The 22,417-nt window shown below is 41.8% G+C and carries 22 protein-coding genes; 11 read left to right on the top strand and 11 right to left on the bottom strand.

Annotated elements, in window-relative coordinates; translation table 11 throughout:
* Nucleotides 1-46: 46 nt before the first annotated feature.
* Nucleotides 47-2,098: a M13 family metallopeptidase gene (locus A9Z07_RS11540; RefSeq protein ID WP_069578836.1), complete on the top strand. Its 2,052-nt coding sequence runs from the start codon at nucleotides 47-49 to the stop codon at nucleotides 2,096-2,098.
* A gap of 55 nt (nucleotides 2,099-2,153) precedes the next feature.
* Here the strand turns inward: A9Z07_RS11540 and A9Z07_RS11535 are convergent, their stop codons facing one another.
* Nucleotides 2,154-2,669: a chromate transporter gene (locus A9Z07_RS11535; protein WP_069578835.1), complete on the bottom strand. Its 516-nt coding sequence runs from the start codon at nucleotides 2,667-2,669 to the stop codon at nucleotides 2,154-2,156.
* The gene (locus A9Z07_RS11530) at nucleotides 2,666-3,238 is read right to left on the bottom strand and encodes a chromate transporter (RefSeq protein WP_004775326.1); all 573 of its coding nucleotides are present in this window, start codon (nucleotides 3,236-3,238) and stop codon (nucleotides 2,666-2,668) included. Before A9Z07_RS11530 ends, A9Z07_RS11535 begins: the two co-directional genes overlap by 4 nt.
* A gap of 100 nt (nucleotides 3,239-3,338) precedes the next feature.
* On the opposite strand from A9Z07_RS11530, the gene A9Z07_RS11525 reads away from it, so the two are divergent.
* On the top strand, nucleotides 3,339-4,238 hold the full coding sequence (locus tag A9Z07_RS11525) for a LysR family transcriptional regulator (protein ID WP_069578832.1): 900 nt from the start codon (nucleotides 3,339-3,341) through the stop codon (nucleotides 4,236-4,238).
* A 13-nt stretch (nucleotides 4,239-4,251) separates the two neighbouring features.
* Here A9Z07_RS11525 and A9Z07_RS11520 read toward each other — a convergent pair whose 3' ends face one another.
* Nucleotides 4,252-5,001: a DUF4850 domain-containing protein gene (locus tag A9Z07_RS11520; RefSeq protein WP_069578830.1), complete on the bottom strand. Its 750-nt coding sequence runs from the start codon at nucleotides 4,999-5,001 to the stop codon at nucleotides 4,252-4,254.
* Between the two features lie 129 nt (nucleotides 5,002-5,130).
* On the opposite strand from A9Z07_RS11520, the gene A9Z07_RS11515 reads away from it, so the two are divergent.
* Together A9Z07_RS11515 and A9Z07_RS11510 are read left to right on the top strand one after the other, a co-directional pair.
* Nucleotides 5,131-5,901 carry a hypothetical protein gene (locus tag A9Z07_RS11515; protein WP_069578829.1) on the top strand — a complete coding sequence of 257 codons (771 nt, stop codon included), beginning with the start codon at nucleotides 5,131-5,133 and terminating at the stop codon, nucleotides 5,899-5,901.
* Nucleotides 5,902-6,054: 153 nt separating this feature from the next.
* Complete coding sequence (locus A9Z07_RS11510) at nucleotides 6,055-6,570, top strand: hypothetical protein (RefSeq protein WP_069578827.1); 516 nt, start codon at nucleotides 6,055-6,057, stop codon at nucleotides 6,568-6,570.
* Between the two features lie 291 nt (nucleotides 6,571-6,861).
* Here the strand turns inward: A9Z07_RS11510 and A9Z07_RS11505 are convergent, their stop codons facing one another.
* The 4 genes from A9Z07_RS11505 to gatC form a co-directional block, all read right to left on the bottom strand.
* Nucleotides 6,862-7,803 (bottom strand): SIR2 family protein, encoded by a 942-nt coding sequence (locus A9Z07_RS11505; RefSeq protein ID WP_171258973.1) that lies wholly within the window; start codon nucleotides 7,801-7,803, stop codon nucleotides 6,862-6,864.
* 71 nt (nucleotides 7,804-7,874) lie between these two features.
* Nucleotides 7,875-9,344, bottom strand: a complete 1,470-nt coding sequence (gene gatB, locus A9Z07_RS11500; protein ID WP_069578824.1) for an Asp-tRNA(Asn)/Glu-tRNA(Gln) amidotransferase subunit GatB — start codon at nucleotides 9,342-9,344, stop codon at nucleotides 7,875-7,877.
* Complete coding sequence (gene gatA / locus A9Z07_RS11495) at nucleotides 9,344-10,822, bottom strand: Asp-tRNA(Asn)/Glu-tRNA(Gln) amidotransferase subunit GatA (RefSeq protein WP_047429722.1); 1,479 nt, start codon at nucleotides 10,820-10,822, stop codon at nucleotides 9,344-9,346. The genes gatB and gatA overlap by 1 nt, the downstream gene beginning before the upstream one ends.
* A 53-nt stretch (nucleotides 10,823-10,875) precedes the next feature.
* Nucleotides 10,876-11,193, bottom strand: a complete 318-nt coding sequence (gene gatC / locus A9Z07_RS11490; RefSeq protein WP_004652310.1) for an Asp-tRNA(Asn)/Glu-tRNA(Gln) amidotransferase subunit GatC — start codon at nucleotides 11,191-11,193, stop codon at nucleotides 10,876-10,878.
* A 133-nt stretch (nucleotides 11,194-11,326) separates the two neighbouring features.
* Here gatC and A9Z07_RS11485 point away from each other — a divergent pair, with 133 nt between their 5' ends.
* The 6 genes from A9Z07_RS11485 (at nucleotide 11,327) to A9Z07_RS17815 (ending at nucleotide 16,095) form a co-directional block, all read left to right on the top strand.
* The gene (locus A9Z07_RS11485) at nucleotides 11,327-12,367 is read left to right on the top strand and encodes a rod shape-determining protein (protein ID WP_004775309.1); all 1,041 of its coding nucleotides are present in this window, start codon (nucleotides 11,327-11,329) and stop codon (nucleotides 12,365-12,367) included.
* A gap of 17 nt (nucleotides 12,368-12,384) precedes the next feature.
* Nucleotides 12,385-13,242, top strand: a complete 858-nt coding sequence (gene mreC, locus A9Z07_RS11480; protein ID WP_004775307.1) for a rod shape-determining protein MreC — start codon at nucleotides 12,385-12,387, stop codon at nucleotides 13,240-13,242.
* Nucleotides 13,229-13,720, top strand: a complete 492-nt coding sequence (mreD, locus tag A9Z07_RS11475; RefSeq protein WP_005259310.1) for a rod shape-determining protein MreD — start codon at nucleotides 13,229-13,231, stop codon at nucleotides 13,718-13,720. The genes mreC and mreD overlap by 14 nt, the downstream gene beginning before the upstream one ends.
* The gene (locus A9Z07_RS11470) at nucleotides 13,708-14,268 is read left to right on the top strand and encodes a Maf-like protein (protein WP_069578822.1); all 561 of its coding nucleotides are present in this window, start codon (nucleotides 13,708-13,710) and stop codon (nucleotides 14,266-14,268) included. The genes mreD and A9Z07_RS11470 overlap by 13 nt, the downstream gene beginning before the upstream one ends.
* A 63-nt stretch (nucleotides 14,269-14,331) precedes the next feature.
* Entirely contained in the window at nucleotides 14,332-15,786 is a 1,455-nt protein-coding gene (rng, locus tag A9Z07_RS11465; RefSeq protein ID WP_004775302.1) for a ribonuclease G, read from the top strand.
* Nucleotides 15,787-15,921: 135 nt separating this feature from the next.
* Entirely contained in the window at nucleotides 15,922-16,095 is a 174-nt protein-coding gene (locus A9Z07_RS17815) for a PA1571 family protein (protein WP_004775299.1), read from the top strand.
* Nucleotides 16,096-16,130: 35 nt separating this feature from the next.
* Here the strand turns inward: A9Z07_RS17815 and A9Z07_RS11460 are convergent, their stop codons facing one another.
* Nucleotides 16,131-17,519, bottom strand: coding sequence for a WS/DGAT/MGAT family O-acyltransferase (locus A9Z07_RS11460; RefSeq protein ID WP_069578820.1), 1,389 nt, complete (start codon nucleotides 17,517-17,519; stop codon nucleotides 16,131-16,133).
* Between the two features lie 181 nt (nucleotides 17,520-17,700).
* Nucleotides 17,701-18,321: a phosphoadenosine phosphosulfate reductase family protein gene (locus tag A9Z07_RS11455; protein ID WP_005259304.1), complete on the bottom strand. Its 621-nt coding sequence runs from the start codon at nucleotides 18,319-18,321 to the stop codon at nucleotides 17,701-17,703.
* Nucleotides 18,322-18,529: 208 nt separating this feature from the next.
* Between A9Z07_RS11455 and thrH the strand changes: the two genes are divergently transcribed.
* Nucleotides 18,530-19,147, top strand: a complete 618-nt coding sequence (gene thrH / locus A9Z07_RS11450; RefSeq protein ID WP_038342814.1) for a bifunctional phosphoserine phosphatase/homoserine phosphotransferase ThrH — start codon at nucleotides 18,530-18,532, stop codon at nucleotides 19,145-19,147.
* A gap of 80 nt (nucleotides 19,148-19,227) precedes the next feature.
* Here the strand turns inward: thrH and A9Z07_RS11445 are convergent, their stop codons facing one another.
* On the bottom strand, nucleotides 19,228-20,457 hold the full coding sequence (locus tag A9Z07_RS11445; protein ID WP_069578818.1) for an OmpP1/FadL family transporter: 1,230 nt from the start codon (nucleotides 20,455-20,457) through the stop codon (nucleotides 19,228-19,230).
* A 253-nt stretch (nucleotides 20,458-20,710) separates the two neighbouring features.
* Nucleotides 20,711-22,153, bottom strand: a complete 1,443-nt coding sequence (locus tag A9Z07_RS11440; RefSeq protein WP_062846073.1) for an outer membrane protein transport protein — start codon at nucleotides 22,151-22,153, stop codon at nucleotides 20,711-20,713.
* Nucleotides 22,154-22,417: the final 264 nt, after the last annotated feature.

The raw sequence follows: 22,417 nt of genomic DNA, 5'->3' as shown, positions 1-22,417 counted from the left end.
CATTTTTCTCTTGTATCGCTTAGAACTTAAATAAACAGGATAAATCATGAAACCTTTATTGCTTAAAAGTGCCTTGGCCGTTGCGCTGACTGCGACAACAATAAATGTCTGGGCAGCTCAAGCTATTCAATCCGCCCAAACTCAAAAAATCTCAGGTATTGATCAACAGTATATTGATCAGAATGGCAGTGCAAATAATGACTTTTATGATTATGTGAATGGAACATGGCTGAAACAAACTGAAATTCCAGCGGACAAGGCTCGTTGGGGTGCATTTAATGAGTTACATGAATTATCAACCAATCAATTACATCGCATCGTTGAAGACCTGACTGCGCAAAAATGGGCAGCAGGCAGCGTAGAGCAAAAGATTGCCAGTCTGTATGCCAGTTTTATGGATGAAAAAGCGATTGAGGCGAAGGGCATTCAATCTTTGCAGTCAGAGTTAGCACGGGTCGATGCACTTCAAAGTAAACAAGGTTTTGCCCAATTAATGGGGCATTTTTCTCGAATTGGCGTCAGAACACCGTTTGATATCAGTATTGGTCAAGATATGAAGCGCTCAGATGTGATGATTGCGGGATTGGTGCAACGTCGACTGGGTTTACCTGATCGTGACTATTATTTAAAAGACGATCAGAAGTTTGTAGAAACGCGTGCAAAATATCTCAAGCATATTGAACGTATGCTGCAATTGTCAGGTGATCAGCAAGCGGCTCAACATGCAAAAGAAATCCTGACGCTTGAAACCGAACTGGCGAAGATTCAGTGGAGCAATGTTCAGAATCGTGATTTATCGAAGCGTTATAATATTTATAAAACCAAAGATCTAAAAAAATTAACGTCGACATTTGACTGGAATACTTATCTCAATTCGGTTGGGGTGAAGGATAAAATCCAAACCATTCAGGTGAACCAGTTAAGTTATTTTCAATCCCTTGATCCAGTGATTGATCGAACTCCTTTAAACGTTTGGAAGGCTTATTTTAAATGGAATCTCATCAGCAGTTTTGCGCCTTACCTGAATAAAGCCTTTGTCGATGAAAGTTTTGCTTTCTACGGTAAGACTTTACGTGATGTTGCCGAACAGGAAGTGCGCTGGAAGCGTGGTGTACAAACTGTGAATGGGGTACTGGGTGATGGTCTAGGCAAAATCTATGTGGAAAAGCATTTTTCTGCGGATAAAAAACAACGCATGGATACTTTGGTTCAGAACCTGATACAGGCTTATGACCAGAGTATTAGCCAATTGGACTGGATGAGTCCCGAAACTAAAGTACAGGCCAAAAAGAAATTATCCAGTTTGTCGATTAAAGTCGGTTATCCAAAGAAATGGCGTGATTACTCAGCGCTAGATATTAAAGAGGGTGACCTCATTGGTAACGTGATTCGTGCCAGCGAGTTTGAGCATCAAGATGATTTAGATAAACTAGGTAAGCCAGTGGATCGTGATGAATGGTTTATGACACCGCAGACGGTGAATGCCTATTACAATCCATCATCTAATGAAATCGTATTCCCAGCTGCCATTTTACAACCGCCATTTTTTAATATCGATGCCGATGATGCAGTTAATTATGGTGGCATCGGCAGTGTCATTGGACATGAGATTAGTCATGGTTTTGATGATCAGGGTAGTCAGTTTGATGAATTGGGGAATATGCGCAATTGGTGGACTGCACAAGATCACAAGCGCTTTAAAGCCAAAACACAGGCTTTGGTGGCACAGTATAATGCCTATGAACCGATTGCAGGGTATCACGTCAATGGTGAGCTGACTTTGGGTGAAAATATTGCAGATAATTCTGGACTATCGATTGCCTACAAAGCCTATCAAATTTCATTGGCAGGCAAGCCAGCACCTGTTATTGAAGGTCGAACTGGTGAACAGCGTTTCTACATGGGTTGGGCACAGGTCTGGCGTGCCAAGACCCGAGAAGCTCAAGCGATTGTATATTTAAAAACAGATCCACATTCGCCAGATAAAGTTCGGGCCAATGGCGCTTTAGTCAATCAAGCACCGTTCTATGATGCGTTCAAGATTAAGGAAGGGGACAAAATGTATTTGGCGCCTGAAAAACGGGTCAGTATCTGGTAATTCGAGATTCAATAAAAAACCTGCATCAAGCAGGTTTTTTATTGATGTTTAAAGCTTAAAGAAAGGCAATTCCCAGTCCAGCACCCGCAGCCATGACCCAGAGTGGATGAACTTTTTTAAACATGCCCAAGATTGCGGTGACGATTACGATCATTACCAGCAGCAGGTTTTGTGCAGATGCATCGGCAATCAACCACGCACTGACTAGAACCAAACCCACAGTAATCGGTTTCAAGGCTTTTTCAAAACGTGCACGTAATGGATTGGCTTTAAAACGTTCCCAGAATTTAAGTGCATAAATGGTAATGATGGATGAGGGGCCAAATTTCGCTAGTGACGTAACCAGTAGTCCTGCTGGGCCTGCGACATGCCAACCAACCAAAGGCACAATCATCATATTCGGGCCAGGGGCCGCTTGCGCCATCGCAAACAGTGAACTAAATTGCTCGGCAGTGAGCCATTGATGGACAGTAACAACCTGATGCTGCATCTCAGGCAGAATGGCGTTACCACCACCAAAAGCCAGCAATGAAAGTTGAGTAAAAACAATGGCAAGGGTGAGTAAGATCATGATTTTTTCACTCCTAAAACCAGCATGTTAATTGCGAGTAGAATGGCTAAAGTCAGTGCCAGTGGGAGCTTGATCCAGATCATAAAGACGAAGGTCAATCCAATGGTAAAGATGGTCAGGTAACTTTTTAAGATCGGTCTGAGCATCTTCAATCCTGTCGCAAAAAGTAAGCCTGCCGCCGCTGCTGCTAGACCTTGAATCATATGTTTGACTGCTGGGAGATACTGAAAATACTCATACACCTGATAGATGATCAGCACGATTGCCGTCGGTGCGGAGATCAAACCAAGCACTGAGCTGATTGCGCCTTTAACACCTTCGAATTCCATGCCAATTGCAACAGCCATATTGATGATGTTGCCGCCGGGCAATAATTGGCAGACGCCTAACAAGTCGGTAAATTTGCCTTCATCTATCCATTTGTGTTCTTCAACGATGATGCGATGAGCCAAGGGTAAAACCCCACCAAAACCCATCAATCCCAACTTCATAAATCCCGTGAATAATGCCTTACAATCAGGAGCAGTTGTGATGGGCTCATTCTGTATTGATAGGGCTTGGGCTTTCATTGGATAACCTTTCTGTTCAACTTCGTGAGCTATAGCATGAAAGATTTATGGTATATTCACAAATGCTATTTTTGCTGTTAGATATACTTTTAAGGTATGTATGATTGATATCCATAAACTGAACGCATTCGTTGCTGTGGTTGAGGAAAGTAATATTTCCAAAGCTGCCGTTCGACTACACATGCAACAGCCACCTTTGACCCGACTGATTAAAAGTCTGGAAGAGGAGTTGGATACAACATTGCTAAAACGTTTGCCACGTGGGGTTGAAGTCACCGAAGCGGGGAAGGCTTTATATCAGGAAGCGATCACGATTCTGGCACATGCCCAATCCATTCCAAAACGAGTAAAAAATATTGCACAAGGTCTGGAAGGACAGATCAATATCGGTTTTACCAATTCGGCTGGTTTACATCCATTTCTGCCTGCCTTATTGCGTGAGTTTCGGGAAAAATTTCCAGCCGTTGCCATTCATCTGGAAGAAAAAAGTAGCAGCTCCTTAACCGATGCAGTGATTAATCAAGAGCTGGATATTGTGTTTTTACGCAAGCCTGCGCCGATTCGTATTGGACTGCAAAGTCTGCATGTGCTGGATGAACCATTAATTGTGGCATTACCCAGTAATCATCCTCTAGCCGTTGAAGAGGGGCCAATTCGACTGCTAGACCTCGAGCCTTATGAGTTTGTATTGTATCGCCGTATTGCTGGACAGGACCTGTTTGATAATATTCTGGCGAACTGCTATCAGGCTGGTTTTAATCCCAATATTGTGCAGGAAGCACCGCGCTTAACTTCAAGTCTTAATTTGATTGCTGCGGGGATCGGCATTTCCATTGTGCCCGCTTCAATTCAGGATTTTTGGAACAAGCAGATTGTCTATCGCAGTCTGGAGGCGAAAAAACCGTGTATTGCCCCCATTTATGCGATTTTTCGAAATAAAGAAAACAATGTTCGGGTCGAGCATTTCCTGAATCTGCTCAGAGCCAGCCAGTCTACTTAAACATTCTCACAGGCTAATGAGTAAAATGATAAAAATTTAAAATCGTCCCGACCAAAGGCTGTTGGGATTTATCTAGGGTTACTTTAATGATCCTGAAGTTAAAGTCGCCATCATCGATATATTTAGCCACACCATGGGTTTTGTTATTCAGCTTTGGAATCTGATAACTAAAGAAGGCCACTTGTTTGGAAGGGTGCACAACGTTGACTAATTTCTTTGGATCTTTATATCCACCATATTCATTTTCAATACTTTGTTTTAGCAAGTCTGGAAAATAAAGGCTGGCATAGGGCATACCACAGCCAACACAAACAGATGAATCATAGAGTTCAATGGCCTGTTTCTGATTTGGACTCATGAGTAATGCTGAGCCTGTGCCATTTGCCCCTGCATGCGCTTCTACATCGCGCCAGTCTCTAGGTAAAAGAACAAGACCAATTTCAGGCAATGCAACCAGTTTAAGTTGCTTGGCCTGATCTGCGGCTAATTTAAAATTGAAATGACAACTTTTTGCCGTACAGGTTTTAAAATCTTTTAATAGTCCATCATCGACAGGATTTGGCGCAGTAATACCATAGAACGGTACACGAACGTCATTGGCAAAGGAGACTTCACCCAGTGCATAGATTTGGTTTTCGGTTTGACGTTGTTGTGCTGTATTTGAGAATTGAGGAAAATTCGGTTTGAAATTGTGAATCTCCGCATGCGTTGCCGAAGTGAAGATCGAGAATACAAAAGCAAAAGTGGTAAGGAATATTTTCATTTTTAATGGCGTGTTTTAAGTTTCGCTTTAAATTAACATATTTCGGATGATGAAGATTTATCACCAGATCAAACTCAAGCAATTGTAAAATCATTGGATAAATCTATAAAAATAGCCTAAGGAAATACCATGTTTAAAAATAACAATAGATTGAGTCGAGCCATTTTCACTGCTGTGTTGAGTTGCATGAGTGTCTCTACTTTTGCTGCACCATTACAGATTCTGGAGTTTAAGAAAGCACAACTGAGCCAGTCAGAACAAAAACAACTCTGTGAGCAAGTCAAAGATCTTTGTACGCAGCAAGCAAAATGGCTGAGCTTAAAAATACCCCCTCAAGATGTATGGTTATTATCTGAGGGAAATATTGTCCAGTTTTATCACTCAAATTCTGGCTTTAAATTATTGAAGCAATGGCATATTCCATTAGCACCTGCGGAGGAGATGGCAAGATCAGGACAGTATATTTTTCCTAAACTGTTCCCGATGGATCAGAACCGTTATGCCATTGCGGTGATTGATACTTTTTCTGAAATGTATTCAGGTGGTGGGGCGGGGATTGAGCGTGCCAGCTTTTATGAATTAAAGGATTCAGGCAAAACCCATCGTTTTATTGAAAATTATCCTTTTAGTTTTCATCGTATGATTCGAGCTTGTTTCTCTGAACAGGATTATGAGAATTCCAAAGGCAACTGTCATGATGAAGATGGATTGAGTCTGGATATTCGTCCGATCAAGCCGATGGTCTGGCAATTTCGTTATCGTTACAGTCTAGATGTATCACCAGCATCAGATTCGGGTGAGAAATCGTTTAAAGGCAGTCGCAACCTGAATATTGATTTAAATAAAGTGCCAAAGCAGCCGAATATTCCCGCATCATGGGATTATGCAGGTATGGAATAAATGCGCATTCAGGAATATAGGATTGTTTTAGAGGTTCATTTTACACTTTGCCAAAGCTTTAAAGGCGTGGACTTACGCAATTTACAGCGTCATAACAGATGATTTGCCTTGTACATGGTACAAAGGGAAAGATTGAAATTTGGAACTGTGCTTATGTCTCGTGTTTATTCTTCTGCCCGCCGTAAATTTTCTCATTTGAGTCGTTCTGTGTTCATGGCTGCGGCTGTGTTGGGTACAACCCAAGTGGCAATGGCAGGGCCAACAGTCGATCAACTCAGTGATTGTTTGGTGAAAGCGACCACCGCAGCGGATAAAACCACAGTTTTGCAATGGACTTTTAGCGCTTTGTCTGCGCATCCAGATTTAAAGTCCTTCAGTAATGTTACGCCTGAGCAGAAAACCCAGTTGGATCAGAAGCTGGCACAGGTGTTACAGCGTGTGATTGTGGAGCAGTGTTCGACACAGACTAAGGCTGTGATTCAAGCCGAAGGTGTTAAAGCAGTTGGAGAGGCTTTTCAGCAGTTAGGTCAGAGTGCAGGACAGGATATTGTCAAAGATCCAGCAGTTAGACAGCAGTTGCAAGGTACCTTGCGTTATATTGATTTAAATAAACTAGTTATGACTTTTTTAACACCTGATATTTGGAATAAATTGGGTGTGGTGAGGTAGTTATTACTACTTTTTCTTCCAAGAATGAGAGAGGATATCCAATTTAAAATCCATGATGTTATTAGATTTTAATAAGAAATACTTCCTCTCGTTAGGAGGAGGGGAGATAAAATTAACTATAAATCACGTATAAAGTAGTGCTTAGAGACTTGGATGCTTCCTAGTCTTCGATTTAAATAATAGGGAAAATTTATCTAATAAATTAAGAAAAAATAACCTACTATATAATTGATTCATTGGGTTCAACTATATAGCAGGCTTTAATAATTCATTTATTTTTACGAGGAAAGTTTACTCTGTACGCATAAGTTCGATGAATTCATCCCATTGACGTATATAATCATATTCATCTAAGTCATTTTTATGAAGTTCTACTTCTCTAATTTCTACAGATAAAATTTCTAGCATTTGTCTTTTTCTAATTTCAACTTTTTTGATCGCATCATTAACAATTTGGCTTAGCGGTTTTGTATAGTAATAAATTCTATTATTTATTTGAGATTTTAGCCGAGCACGTTTGGTTAAAATATTCCATAAATCGATTTCATAAAAGTCAAAACTGAAACCTGCAATATGAACATCGCTATTAAAAAAAAGCTCAACCCATGATAGGCTGTCGTAAGAATTTGTTGCGATTTTTTTTTCAATTTTCTTAATCTTGGGGATATTAGGGTTTGAGTCTGATCTATATTTACCTTTCATGTATGAGTCGACTTTAGCTACAGAGCCTACATAATGGTTGAAACCTAACATGATGCTATTACAAGGATCAATTTCACCATGTATATGCCAAACTATTCCAACAGTATCTTTTCCAGTTTTTAACTCAGTCTTTCTTCGAATACTGTAATACTTTTCACCTTGCTGATCATTTTTCTCAGAATTGGAAAATGTATTTTTGTTATTTAGTGATTTGAATGAGTTTTCGATAGCATAATCATAGTTGGTGGTAATGTAATTAGTAAATCCTGACTCTAATATTTTTTGACAAGTAGGATTTCCTGGATGATCTTTCAGTTTTTCTGCGATATGCTGTTTCAAACGTGAACTATCTTGATCACGATAATGTGCTTGCCAATCGAATCTAATTTTTTCATAGGCCATCGCATATGGTAATTCATCAAAATCAAATTGTTCATATTTCATCAGCTCTTTTAATAATTTGCTCCAACTTATAGGTGTTCCACCTAGGTAGTTAATTCCATTACCAACAAAAATTGTTTTCGATTTCATTATTTTCTCTCGTATAAAACCCCACATTAAGTGAGGTTTTTTATCATGAAATCAATTGATTAGCTAGTAAGTTAACCAATCAATTTCTTCATTAATTCATTTACTTGGGCTGGGTTAGCTTTACCTTTTGCCGCTTTCATGACTTGACCAACAAGACCATTAAAGGCTTTTTCTTTACCAGACTTGTACTCTTCGACCATTTTTTCATTGGCTGCAAGTACGTCTTTGATAATCGCTTCAATCGCACCTGTATCGGTTTCTTGCTTTAAGCCTTTCTCAGCAATGATGTCATCCGCAGATTTTCCTTCTGCTTCCCACATAAAGCCAAATACTTGCTTCGCGATTTTGCCGTTAATGGTATTGTCGACAATACGCGCGATCATGCCGCCCAATTGCTCAGCAGAAACAGGAGAGTCCGCCAATTCTAGGCCTGCTTTGTTTAAAGCACCTGAGAATTCACCCATCACCCAGTTTGCAGAGACTTTACCTTGCTTCGCACCGCCAGCAGCAGCCACAACCGCTTCGTAGAAGTCCGCCATTTCGCGTGACAGTGTCAATACGTGTGCATCGTACTCAGTCACACCGAAGTCAGCAATAAAGCGTGCACGGCGTGCTTTAGGCAGTTCTGGAAGGGCAGCGCGTGCCGCTTCGATTTGCTCATCAGCAATGATTACTGGTAACAAGTCTGGATCTGGGAAGTAGCGATAGTCGTTCGCTTCTTCTTTCGAACGCATTGAACGGGTTTCCATCTTGTTTGGATCGAACAAACGGGTTTCCTGATCGATCTCACCGCCATATTCCAAGATTTCCATTTGGCGTTCAATTTCAACATTGATCGCTTGCTCAATGAAACGGAATGAGTTGAGGTTTTTTAACTCGCAACGCGTACCAAAAGGTTGGCCCGGACGACGCAACGACACGTTACAGTCAGCACGGAATGAACCTTCTGCCATGTTACCGTCAGAAATACCTAACCAACGCACAAGCGTGTGAATCGACTTGATATAGGCAACCGCTTCTTCAACCGAACGCATATCTGGCTCAGATACGATTTCAAGCAATGGTGTACCCGCACGGTTTAAGTCGATACCTGACATGCCTTCGAACTGGTCATGGATCGATTTACCTGCATCTTCTTCAAGATGGGCACGAGTCACGCCAATGCGCTTTATAGTGCCATCTTCAAGCTGGATGTCGATATGACCCAAGCCCACAATCGGATTATCCATCTGGCTGATCTGGTAGCCTTTTGGCGAATCTGGGTAGAAGTAGTTCTTACGTGCAAACACAGAGGCTTGATCGATATAGGCATCGATTCCCAAACCGAAGCGAATCGCAAGATCAACCACTTCAGCATTCAATACAGGTAAAACACCCGGCATTGCTAGATCAACAAGGCTGGCTTGTGTATTTGGGTCTTGACCAAATTCAGTCGATGAACCTGAGAAGATTTTAGACTTGGTCGCCAACTGCGTGTGGATCTCGATCCCGATAACGACTTCCCAACCGTCAATTAACTTTAACTTTTGAGCTTCAGCCATTATGCATTCTCCTCAGCAATTGCCGCACGTTTGGTATGCCAGTCTGTGTTTTGTTGATATTGATGCACAATCGAAAGCAATTGTGATTCTGACCAGTAGTTACCAATCAACTGTAAGCCCACAGGCAAGCTGTCTTTATCAAAACCAACAGGTGCGTTGATGGCTGGTAGACCTGCCAAGTTCACAGCAAGGGTATAGATATCACCTAAATACATTTCAGTCGGGCTGAGGTTGGCTCCGATTTTGTAGGCAGTGGTTGGAGCAGATGGCGCAGCAATCACGTCAACATTTTCAAATGCTTTCAAGAAATCTTGCTGAATCAAACGACGAACTTTTTGTGCTTTGACGTAGTACGCATCGTAATAACCTGCAGAAAGGGCATAAGTCCCGATCAGGATACGACGTTGTACTTCTGCACCAAAACCTTCTGAACGTGAACGTTTGTACAAGTCCATCAAGTCCACAGGATTTTCACAACGGTAGCCATAACGAACGCCGTCAAAACGTGACAGGTTCGAAGATGCTTCTGCAGGAGCGATCAAGTAGTAAGTTGGTACATAGGCTTCAGTCATGTTGAGATCAACCTCAACCAGGGTTGCGCCCATCTCTTCAAGCTTTTTCAATGACTCTTCAACGCGTGCTTTCACATCTGCATCTAAACCAGCAACATTGAAGTACTGTTTTGGAATACCAATGCGTAAACCTTTCACCGCCGTGCCATTTAGGTTGGCAACATAATCATCCACTTCTTTATTGATCGAAGTAGAGTCTTTGGCATCATGACCCGCAATCACATTCATCAAGTACGCACAGTCTTCCGCCGAGCGCGCCATTGGGCCGCCTTGATCGAGAGAGGATGCATACGCAATCATACCGAAGCGAGACACACGACCATAAGTCGGTTTTAAGCCTGTTAAGCCACAGAATGAAGCAGGTTGACGAATTGAGCCACCTGTATCCGTGCCTGTTGCGATTGGCGCAAGATCAGCCGCAACTGCTGCTGCAGAACCACCCGATGAGCCACCCGGAACGTGATCCAGTGCCCACGGATTCGAGGTTGCGCCGACATAAGAGTTTTCAGAGGTTGAACCCATTGCGAATTCATCCATATTCACCTTACCTAAAGTCACGAGACCGGCAGCTTTCGCTTTTGCAACAACCGTTGCATCGTAAGGTGAAATGAAATTATCTAGCATTTTTGAACCAGCAGTGGTTTTAATGCCTTGAGTACAAAAAATATCTTTATGTGCAAGTGGAATACCTGCCAACGCGTGTGCATTGCCTGACTTAAGTGCAGCATCTGCGGCATCTGCTTCAGCAAGTGCCTGTTCTGCGGTTACCGTCACATAACTTTTTACTTTTGGGTCAATGTGGGCAATACGCTTTAAATAATGTTCAGTCAATTCGCGTGATGAAAATTGGGCTGTTTTTAAGCCTTCAGAGAGTTCACGGATTGATAAGCGATGTAAATCTGTCATATGAAAAATTTCTTTACATTCTAAATATAAAATATTGACTAATCGAATAAAACTTATTCAATTACGCGAGGTACGAGGTATAAACCTGCTTCTGTAGCAGGTGCGACCGCTTGATATTCATCACGATGGTTGCTTTCAGTCACAACGTCAGCGCGTAAAGGTTGCGGGTTGTCAAATGGGCTCTTTAAAGGCTCAACATCATCGGTATTAATGCCTTTCAAGCTTTCCATCATGCCAAGGATTTTATTTAAACTTTGAGCATATTCAGCAGATTGCGTGTCATTGAGAGATAAACGGGCAAGGTGTGCAATTTGCGATACCGTTTGCGCATTTAAGTCTGTTGTCTGCTGAGCATCTGATGATGTAGACATAACTTTACCTAATTCAGTATTAAAAAATTTCAAAATATCGTGCGTTATAATAAGCGATTGACTTGTTCAAATCATCACATTTAGTTAAAGTTGCCACCTTGTATTCACACAAAGTTTAATTGAGAACGCCCCCGTGATTCTAAAACGACTAATTGGCTTGTTTTCGCCGGATTTAGCCATTGATTTAGGTACTGCAAATACACTTATTTATGCACCAGGCCGTGGCATTATATTAAATGAACCAACTGTTGTGGCAATTCGTCACAGTGGTTCGCAAAAAATTGTTGCCGCTGTAGGTCTTGATGCTAAACAAATGTTAGGCCGTACACCAGCGAATATTTCAGCGATTCGTCCAATGAAAGACGGTGTCATTGCTGACTTTGAAGTAACTGAGACCATGTTGAATCAGTTTATTGGCAAAGTGCATGAGAAGCGTTTATTCCCACCAGCGCCACGTGTTGTGGTGTGTGTACCATGTAAATCAACCTTGGTTGAGCGTCGTGCAATTCGTGAGGCTGTATTCAATGCAGGCGCACGTGATGTCCGCTTGATCGAAGAGCCGATGGCGGCTGCAATTGGCGCAGGTATGCCAGTTGAGCAAGCTTGTGGTTCGATGGTTGTAGATGTGGGCGGTGGTACGACTGAAATCGCAATCATTTCATTACAAGGTTGTGTATACGCAGATTCATTACGTATAGGTGGTGATGTATTTGATGAACAGATCATCAACTACGTTCGTAAAGCGCACGGTTGTGTGATCGGGGAAACCACAGCTGAAGTGATCAAGAAAGAAGTGGGTATGGCTGTTGCTGATGGCAAAACTCTCGAAATCGAAGTTCGCGGACGTAATCTGGCAGAGGGTGTACCTCGCGCGATTACCGTCACTTCGGATGAAATCACTCAAGCCATTGCTGATCCATTACAAAGCATTGTGAGTGCGGTTAAATCTGCACTTGAACAAACCCCACCTGAATTATCTTCTGATATTGCAGAGCGTGGTATTGTCTTGACAGGTGGTGGTGCATTACTACGTAACCTCGATAAATTGCTTGCTCAGGAAACAGGTTTACCTGTGATTGTTGCAGATGATCCTTTAACTTGCGTCACTCGTGGTGGCGGTAAAGTCTTAGAATTCTTTGACAATCCAAACCATGACATGCTTTTCGTTGGTTAAATCATAAGGACTAGGCGGTGCAACCGAATCTTTTTTCAAGACAACCGCCATCTTTTCGCTCATTTGTCATTGCGGTCATTACATGTTTGGTGGTGCTTTTCTTTGATTGGCGCATGCCCTATGTAATTCAACCAGCAAGGGATGTCTTGTATGCCGCGTATAATCCAATTTATGCGCTGGCAAGCTATCCTGTACTGTCGCGAGAATGGCTTAACCAACAAACCAAATCTGAAGCCCAATTGCGTCGTGAAAATACGGCCATGCAGGCTGAACTTCTTCAGGCACAAGTCCGTCTACAAAAACTTTCAGAACTCTCTGCGGAAAATAACCGTCTAAGAGGGCTTTTGGATACGCCATTAATTATTGATGGTCGTATGCAGATTGCTGAAGTGATTGGAACAGATGCTGACCCATTGCGACATATTATTATCATTAACCGTGGTTCCGTGGATCATTTAAGAACAGGTCAAACTGTGCTGGATGATAAGGGGATTATGGGGCAGATTATTAATGTCTATCCACATAGTTCACGGATTATGCTGCTATCTGATAAGGAACATTCATTGTCGGTGCGTTTAGAGCGTACGGGAATGCGTGCCATTGTCACGGGTACAGGCGATTTGGGGCAACTCAAAATGGAATATGTCCCGACCAGCGCCAATATTCAGGTTGGGGATAAAGTATTTAGTTCTGGACTCGGTGAACATTTTCCAGCAGGTTACTTAGTGGGTACGGTATCAAAAGTCAGTCGACATACGTCGGGTGAATTTGCTGAAATTGATGTAGCTCCAGCTGCCCAACTGGCAAGTGGTCATCATGTGGTCGTATTATTCTCTGAATCTTTAGCGCAGGAGCAACCTTATGCCGATCGCTAAACTGAACTATGAGAAACGTAAAGATCCATTGTTGATGATCATCCTGTCCATTGTTATTGGCTCAGTGTTGATGGTTTATCCGATGCCTTATGAGGCTTCTGGATGGCGCCCGTCGATGATGTTGATGATTATGCTGTTCTGGATTCTATATCAGCCTGTCTGGTGTGGAGTCTGGTTTGCCTTTGGCATGGGACTTTTTGTCGACCTGTTACTCGATGCACCTTTTGGCTTAAATGCACTGAGCTTTGTACTGATTGCCTTTGCGACACGTTATTTGATTCGTGAACGTCGCATTCTGACGTTTGGGAACTCATGGGTGATTGCGGTGATTGCCATTGTTGCGCATATTACCTTTCTGTGGATTAGCCAGACCATTGCGGGAACTCACTTTTCGATTGCCCGTCACTGGCAACCTGTGGTGACAGGTGTGTTAGCATGGCCTTTGGTTTATTATTGTTTACATAAATGGCGCATATAATTCTTGCATCAAGCTCGCCTCGTCGGCAGGAGCTATTAACACAACTGGGGCTAGATTTTGAAATCTACAGCCCAGATGTTGATGAGGCTGTGCAAGAAGGGGAAGCGGTTGAGCACTATGTTGAGCGTCTGGCCAGAGCCAAAGCCAAAGTTGTTTTAGATCAATTTCCTGATGCAATCGTGATTGCGGCTGATACCAGTTTAAGTTTTGCTGGAAAGATTATTGGAAAACCAGAATCAAAGCAGCATGCCTTTGAAATCTGGTCAGCACTATCCGGACAATGGCATGATGTCTATTCTGGTCTATGTGTTGCGACTTCTGCACAGATGCTCAGCACCGCTGTACGCACTCAGGTTGAGTTTCAGCAACTGAGTCACGCAGAAATGGAAAAATACTGGGCGACTGGCGAGCCGATAGGAAAAGCTGGCGCCTATGCGATACAGGGAATTGCTGCACAATATATTCCTCAAATTCGGGGCAGCTACAGTAATGTAGTGGGTTTGCCTTTATACGAGACAGCACAGTTATTAGAAAGAGTTAAAGCCTAAGTATTGGAATACTGGGGATAACACTTTCGGATATAAGAATTTTTATAAAGTTTTGAGTTTGTTATGGCAGAAGAGTTGCTGATTAACGTCACGCCGATGGAATGTCGTGTGGCATTGATTGAAAATGGTACGGTCAATGAACTATTCGTTGAGCGGACTGTTAAACGTGGGTTGGTGGGTAATATCTACAAAGGTAAAGTTGTGCGTGTACTTCCGGGTATGCAAGCGGCCTTTGTTGATATTGGTTTGTCTCGAACCGCTTTTTTGCATATTAACGATATGGTGTGGTCGCGTTCGCAACCTACGCCAAATGTCTTTGAGTTATTACATCCCGGGCAAATGCTGACGGTTCAGGTCATGAAAGACATGCTGGGAACCAAAGGTGCCCGTTTAAGTACCGATCTTTCCATTCCTTCGCGTTATCTGGTGTTGATGCCTTATGGTAATCACATTGGTGTGTCTCAGCGTATCGAATCTGAAGAAGAGCGTGACCGCTTACGTGGCATTATTGAAGGTATTCAGGCTGAGCATCATTTGCCGGGCAGTGTGATTGTACGTACTGCCGCAGAAGGGGTGGATGAAGCTGCGATTGCGCAAGACATGTGCTATCTCAGCAAATTATGGGAATTTATCCAGCGTAAACAAAAAGAAGCAGCGACGGCTGAACTGATTTTTGAAGAGTTACCTTTACCGCAACGCATCGTGCGTGATTTGGCGAGTGATGAAACGGCAAAAATTTATGTCGATTCACGGGAAATTCACGGCAAACTGAGTGAGTTTGTGGATGAGTTTGTGCCGACCATTCAAAACCGTTTGATTCATTATCCGGGCGAGAAGCCGTTATTTGATTTATATAACGTCGAAGAAGATATTCAAAAAGCACTGCAAACCCGTGTAGCACTTAAGTCTGGTGGCTATCTGATGATAGACCAGACCGAGGCCATGACCACCATTGATGTAAACACAGGTTCTTATGTCGGCGGGCGTAGCTTAGAAGACACGGTATTTAAAACCAATATGGAAGCCACACAAGTGATTGCAAGACAACTTCGTCTGCGCAATCTGGGCGGCATTATCATTATTGATTTTATCGACATGCAAGAAGCTGAGCATCGAGAGGAAGTGATGCGTCAGTTTGAACGCATGCTTGAGCGTGATCATGCCAAGACTAAAATTACGCAGGTTTCCGAGCTCGGTTTAGTGGAAATGACGCGTAAACGTACACGCGAATCTTTGGAACATTTGCTTTGTGAATCGTGCCCAACCTGTCAAGGACGGGGCTATGTGAAAACAGCAGAGACAGTATGTTACGAGATATTTCGAGAAATCTTACGTTATGCTCGTGCATTTGATTCCAAGGGTGGCTTTACTGTCGTTGCCCACCCAGCGGTCATTGATCGGCTATTAACAGCAGAAGCCCCAGCTGTCGCGGATTTAGAACATTTTATTAATCGTGTGATTAAATTCCAGGTGGAAAATCTGTATACGCAAGAGCAATACGATATCATTTTAACCTAAAGTTGTAACAAGATTTCGCTTAAGCCTTGTTACAACTGAAATTTTACTTTCTATCATGAATTTTAAATACTAGAACCATAGAATGAGCCATAGGTACTTTTGGGTACCTTAGCAAATAATATGAGGTATATAATTATGAATGTGAGTGAAAGATTAGTGAACCACGGTTTCAAACATGTTTTAGACAGTAATCCTGTAAACACATGCTATATGGTAGACAGTCAAGGTAAAGAAGTTCAGATCACCACCGCGATGATTCGTTCAGCCTGCCATCAGCTTTTGCAGCGTTGCCGTACAATTAAAAAGTAAGGGGCTAACGAAAGCCCCTTAATTTATTCTGGGATTTAATTCGCCACTTTCTGAGGTTGAGGCAAGTCTTGAATCGCTTGTTCAAAACGTTGAATTTCTTCTTCTAAATGAGTCAGTAAATTCTGCATTTTCGGTAGTGCATTGCGACATGCAATCAAACCGACTTCCAGCTTGTCCAAGTAACTTGTCATGGTGATATTCAGCGCCTGACCATCCATCACAATCGATGCAGGATAGAGTGCATCTAGTTTGGCGCCATTCCAATATAATGGCTCACGCGGGCCGGGTACATTTGAAATCACAAGGTTAAAGGCTTGACGCTTAGGCAACATGCCAGATGCAATGTTTAAACCAGCAGGGCCATACACCACCGCGCTATAGTTTAAGATTTCGTTGGCAGTCATACGACTAAAACGCTGTTTTGAGTTTTGTACGCTACGACGAATAATTTCCAAACGCTCAATCGGGTCTTCGATATGAGTCGCAAGATTTGCCAGAATCATGGTAATACGGTTGCTAACATCAGAATCATCCGTACGTAAAGACGCAGGCACCATCGCAATCAGTGGCTTTTTAGGCAAGCTATTGTGACTGAGTAGATATTCACGTAATGCGCCCGAGCAGACTGCCAAAATTACATCATTCAGGGTCACACCCAAAGATTTGGCAATACGACGGAAACGTTCCAGTTCAAAAGATTGTGCAGCAAAGCGACGTGAAGAACTCACGCGTTGATTCAGGATAGAGGGCGGTGCCTGAAAGGTCGACACATAGTCTGGATTTCTACCCATCTCTTTAAAGATAGTTTGTGACAGCTCCTGCATGACCTTTGGAGCTACTTCAAGCTGGGATTTAATCCCTTCCATCACGCTTTTAATTTTGCTCACCGTCGGTGGCTTAGGCGCTTTTAAACGTTTAGTTCTTTTGCCCTCTACACACCATAACGGTACAACATGCTTTTCATTTGGATCATGAGAAAGTGATTTTTCAATCAGGCGCATTCCCGCAACGCCGTCTACCATCGCATGATGGATTTTGAAATACATGGCAAAACGGTTGCCTTCAATACCCTCGATAATGTCACATGTCCAGAGTGGTTTGGCCCGATCAATCAAGGAACTATGCTGCTGAGAGATATACACCAGAAGTTCACGGATACGCCCTGGATTAGGTAAAGCGATATGACGGAAATGATGGTCGATATCAAACTCGCTATCTTCACCCCAAAACAAACCATTCAACTGATTGTTAAATGGCGGGACAGGAATACTTTTAGATTGACGAATTTCGTTAACTAGATCATGCACAAATGTAGGTGAAGCATTCTCTGGAAGCTCGAATAAAAACAAGCCGCCTACATGCATAGGCTGTTGTCTTTTCTCTAGCGAGAGAAAAATAAAATCAATGGGGTGTAGTGGGCGCATAGCAGATCTAGCCTCTCATCGCATTTTTTATAAGATACTCTTTGAGCTCTTATTAGTATTATTGAACCGTTCTGCGCAGTATATACTGTTTGTTCTGGTTAAAATATGACTTTGTACAGACGAGTCAGGAAAAATAAAACCACTGATGAATCAGTGGTTTTATTTTAATGCGGCCCTGAAATCAGTGATTTAAGTGCAAACCACATTCGCGATGCTCTTCACCTTTTGTTGGATCAAAATAATCTTCATTATCAGGTAGGTTATGCTTTTGCATATATTCCCAAAGGTCTTTTGAAGTCCATTTTAATAATGGGGCAACTTTGATCAGGCCATCTGGATTAATGCTGACAGGATCCATTTCTGCACGTACAGCGGTATCTGTAGCACGTAAAGCGGTAAACCAGACTTTAGGAGCAGTTTCACGGATTGCACGTTCAAACGGCTCTAATTTTACTTCCGCAGTAAAGGCTTCGTGTTTTGGATCATCGAGTGCAGGAACAGGACCTTCCAGTGCTTCACGATGTGCACGTGAACGTTTTGGTAAGTAGGTAAGAAGGTTCAGGTTCAGTAACTTGGTAATTTCATCCACATATTTATAGGTGGTTTCGGTATTGTAACCATTATCCATCCAGACCACCTGAATATCCGGTTTGACGCGGGTCAACATATGCAAAATGACAGCTTCAAATGGACGGAAATTCGTTGTCACAATGGCCTTTTCATTTAAGCTTAATGCCCATTCAATTAGTTTTTCAGCATCATTGCCAAATTCTGTATTGATTTGATCCAAATTTAAAGTCATAACACGTTGCCTTTTATGCTCATCGGTCTTCGTCGTTTACACGACATACTGCCTCATATAGTAATGCAATTATGTCTGGTCGGATATGTTCACCAAGGAAATTCTTATTCAAAAAATCTATGGTTGGACCATGAAAAAAGGGCAATTGTTGAGCACATCTCCATGTTAAACTAGCGCAATTTTTAACACATAGGATAGTTGAATAAGCATGGAAATCGTATGCCTAGATCTTGAAGGGGTTTTAGTTCCAGAAATCTGGATTAACTTTGCAAAAAAAACAGGGATTAAAGAACTTGAGGCAACGACACGTGATATTCCCGATTACGATGTGTTGATGACTCAACGTTTGAATATTTTAAAACAGCATGGTTTGGGCTTAAATGATATTCAGGCCGTGATTGCAGAGATGGGGCCTTTTGAAGGTGCGAAAGAGTTTGTGGAATGGGTACGTACACATTTTCAACTGATCATTTTATCTGATACTTTCTATGAATTTGCTCATCCACTCATGAAACAATTGGGATGGCCAACGATTTTCTGTCATAAGCTTGAGACAGATGAAAATGGCATGATTACCGCGTATAAATTACGTCAGCCAGATCAAAAGCGTCAGGCGGTAAAAGCATTGCATGGTTTGAACTTCCGTGTTATTGCGGCAGGCGATTCTTATAACGATACCACCATGCTGGGTGAAGCCGATCATGGTTTCTTGTTTGATGCACCAGCCAATGTGATTGCCGAGTTTCCACAGTTCCCACCATTGCATGGCTATGAAGCATTAAAACAGGCGATTCGTTCAGTATCACAACGTGATATTCCTGAATAATGAATCAATTTGATTGCTGATTTTTTAAAACTCCAAAATAATAAAAGGCGCTTAAAGCGCCTTTTATTATGCGTCAAGCATTAGAATTTATAGCCAATTTTTAAACCATATGCGATCGCATCATTATTCTCAAATTCAGCCACATAACCGGGTGTATTAAATTGAGAACCTGATTGCGCTTTTGCATCACCGAGCCAAAAGTATTTCACACCACCCGCAATAAAGGTAGAAGGTGTAGGGCTATATTGAACACCTACGCCGACATTCCAGTAGCCTTCTGTTGGGCCTAAGGTGGTGACAGGGTTGCCAGCGCCAGAGTCCCAACCTACAGATAGATTACCTGCCCATTGGTCATTGATTTTACGACCTACACCCGCAGTAATTGAGTATTGATCTTCGGTATAAGCGACTAGATCGAAACCGTCTTTTTTACCTGTATTTTTGATGATAAATGGTAGAACTGACCCTTCACCAAATTTATATGGACGAATGGCAAAGTCTTTCCAGTTCACCCAACGGAAGTTAGCAAATGCAATCGTATTCTCCATGATTCCAGTTTGAAAATCGAGGTTAACTGATTGAGGTGTGGTGATTTCCGTTTGACCTTCAGCATTATTAATCTGGGTGAAACCTGCGTTAAGCTCAGGGTATGGTGTCATACCCGCTGAGCCATGCTTTTCATAAGCATTCATTTCATGCTTGATTTTGGCACGATACGTTACAGAGGCTTTAAGTGCAATCTCAGGGATTTGATATGCCACACCTGCTAACCAGCCAACTGCTTCGTCCCGACCTGTTTTAAAATCATAACCGTTATAGGCACTATAGCTTTGGCCACGTAATAACACAGTACTGTCTAAGGTTTGATAAACCGCACCTGCATACAGGTTCCAGTTCTGGTTCGGTTGGTAACCAAATAACAGGTTTAAGTTTTCAGTATCAACCGTAACAGATGTACCACCTTTAAAAGGAACAGGGCGGCTTTCGATAAAGTTACTATGGCCTGTATATTCTGCATCAGCACCATAAGGCTGGTCATAAATCAAACCAATTGAAAAATGATCCGTTGCCTGAATTTTTAAGGCAGCATTTGGCGAGTAGTAATGGTTCGCCATATTGCCTGTATTGTTTTGTGATATGTCTTTACCTGATACATTTGGATCAAGAATCGTAATACCCGCTTCAAAATAATTGTCTGGTTGCAGGAACGCTGCAATTGATTGGCCTGAGCGATCCAGTGCTGCGGCAAATGTTGTCGTTGTTGGAACTAAGCTAAGTAGAAGAGCCGTTTGAATAGCATTCAGCTTCATTAATATGTTCTCTCAAATCACTTTGTAACAGAATGGCGCGAAAAGTATCATAATTTTTAGAGGCTTAAATATTTTACAAATGTCCATAAATGAACTGGCAAGGTCACCAAAAATACTTGAGCATTCAAGTTTTATATAGGTGGATTGTGTGCGAGAAATGAGCAGGAAAATTTATCTATTATTTTGATTTTATTTATTAAAATTGTATAAAAAAAGGCCATCCTGAGATGACCTTTTGATTTAAATCATTTGATTAGAATTTATAACCAATTTTTAAACCATATGCGATTGCATTGTTGTCTTCAAACTTAGCTACATAGCTATCGCTACCTGCTTGAGCACCAGTTTGCGCTTTAGCATCGCCTAACCAGAAGTATTTTACGCCACCCGCGATAAAGGTTGCAGGAGTTGGGCTGTATTGTAAGCCTAGACCGACGTTCCAGTAACCTTCAGTTGGACCAAGTGTAGTAACAGGGTTACCTGCACCAGAATCCCAACCTACAGAAACGTTTCCTGCCCATTGCTCGCTAAGTTTGCGACCAACACCAGCATTCACAGACCATTGGTCATCAGAATATTCAACAAGGTTGAAACCATTTGGACGACCAATTAAGCCACCAATTTGTTGTGATAAAACACCAAATTTGTAAGGCTGGATTGAGAAATCTTTCCAGTTCACCCAGCGAACATTAGCAAATGCAACTGTATTTGCCATGATGCCTGTCTGGAAATCTAAGTTAACAGATTGAGGTGTAGTAATTTTTGTTTTCTTGTCTTGGGCAAGGCCCGCTGCAAGTTGACTTGGATCTAATCCTAAACCAGCAAGTACACCAGATAAAGCTGGGAATGCTAATAAAGAAAGATCTTCCTGAGCTTTTACATCATGATCAATTTCTGAACGGTATGTTACAGATGCTTTAAGTGCAATCTCTGGAATCTGATAAGCAGCACCTGCTAACCAACCCACACCAGTTGTTTCTTTAATTTTTGCATCGTAGCCATTGTATACGCTATATGCTTCACCACGAAGGCTCACATTACCTTTGATCGTCTGGATCGCTGGACCTGCATAGAAGTTAAAGTTTTTAGTTGGTTGATAGCCAAATACCATAGAAAGGTTTTGTGTATCTACTTCAACTTGAGTGTTATTTGAACCTGTGCTTGCACCAAGATAACCTTTAGCTGCATTTAATGCGCCCGCTAATTGTTGAAATTGTGGGCTGCCTTGTACTTGAGCTTTTGCTGCTGCAAGTGTTTGCTCATTTACAGGAATATTTTGTGCTTCTAATGCAGCTACAGCTCTTTGAGTAACAATATTATCAATAGATTTTGCTGATAGGACGCCATCATTTGCATTGGCTACAAAAACATTGTCGCCACTATATTTTGCATCAGCACCAAATGGTTGGTCGTATAGTAAACCGAAGGAAATTTTATCAGTAAGTTGAAGTTTTAATGCTGCGCTAGGGAACAAGTAGTCGTCGCCCATGTCGCCAATTTTACGTTGTGTTGCAGTATCACCTGCTTCTTTACCCTTAACTGTCGGGTCTAAAACTGAGATACCCGCTTCAAAATAATTACCCGGCTGTAAAAATGCAGACATAGATTGACCTGAACGGTCCAACGCTGCTGCAAAAACTCCAGTTGCAGGTAGCGTTGCTAAGATCATGGCAGTGCTAAGATGTTTTAATTTCATTGTAAATCTTTCCTTGAACTTCAAGATTCTTTAGTGTTAAGAAGCTATGATCTGACAACAAAAAAGTTATCTATTGTGATTGGCTATAACTTCATGTAACAAAAATACCATAATTAAAATAAGAGTAAATGTTCTAAATGAACTAAGCAGTATTAACAGAAAGATGAAAGTGTACAAAAATAAATCTTAAAAAATTTATATACATATGTGTTTTTATTTGTAAAATAATGATAAATATAAATTATTATTCTAAAATAATAATCA

This window comes from Acinetobacter sp. YK3 (assembly GCF_001729365.1).
Classification (GTDB): Bacteria; Pseudomonadota; Gammaproteobacteria; order Pseudomonadales; family Moraxellaceae; genus Acinetobacter; species Acinetobacter vivianii.
The sequence above is the reverse complement of the archived record's forward strand: the minus strand, read 5'-3'. Positions and strand labels throughout refer to the sequence as shown.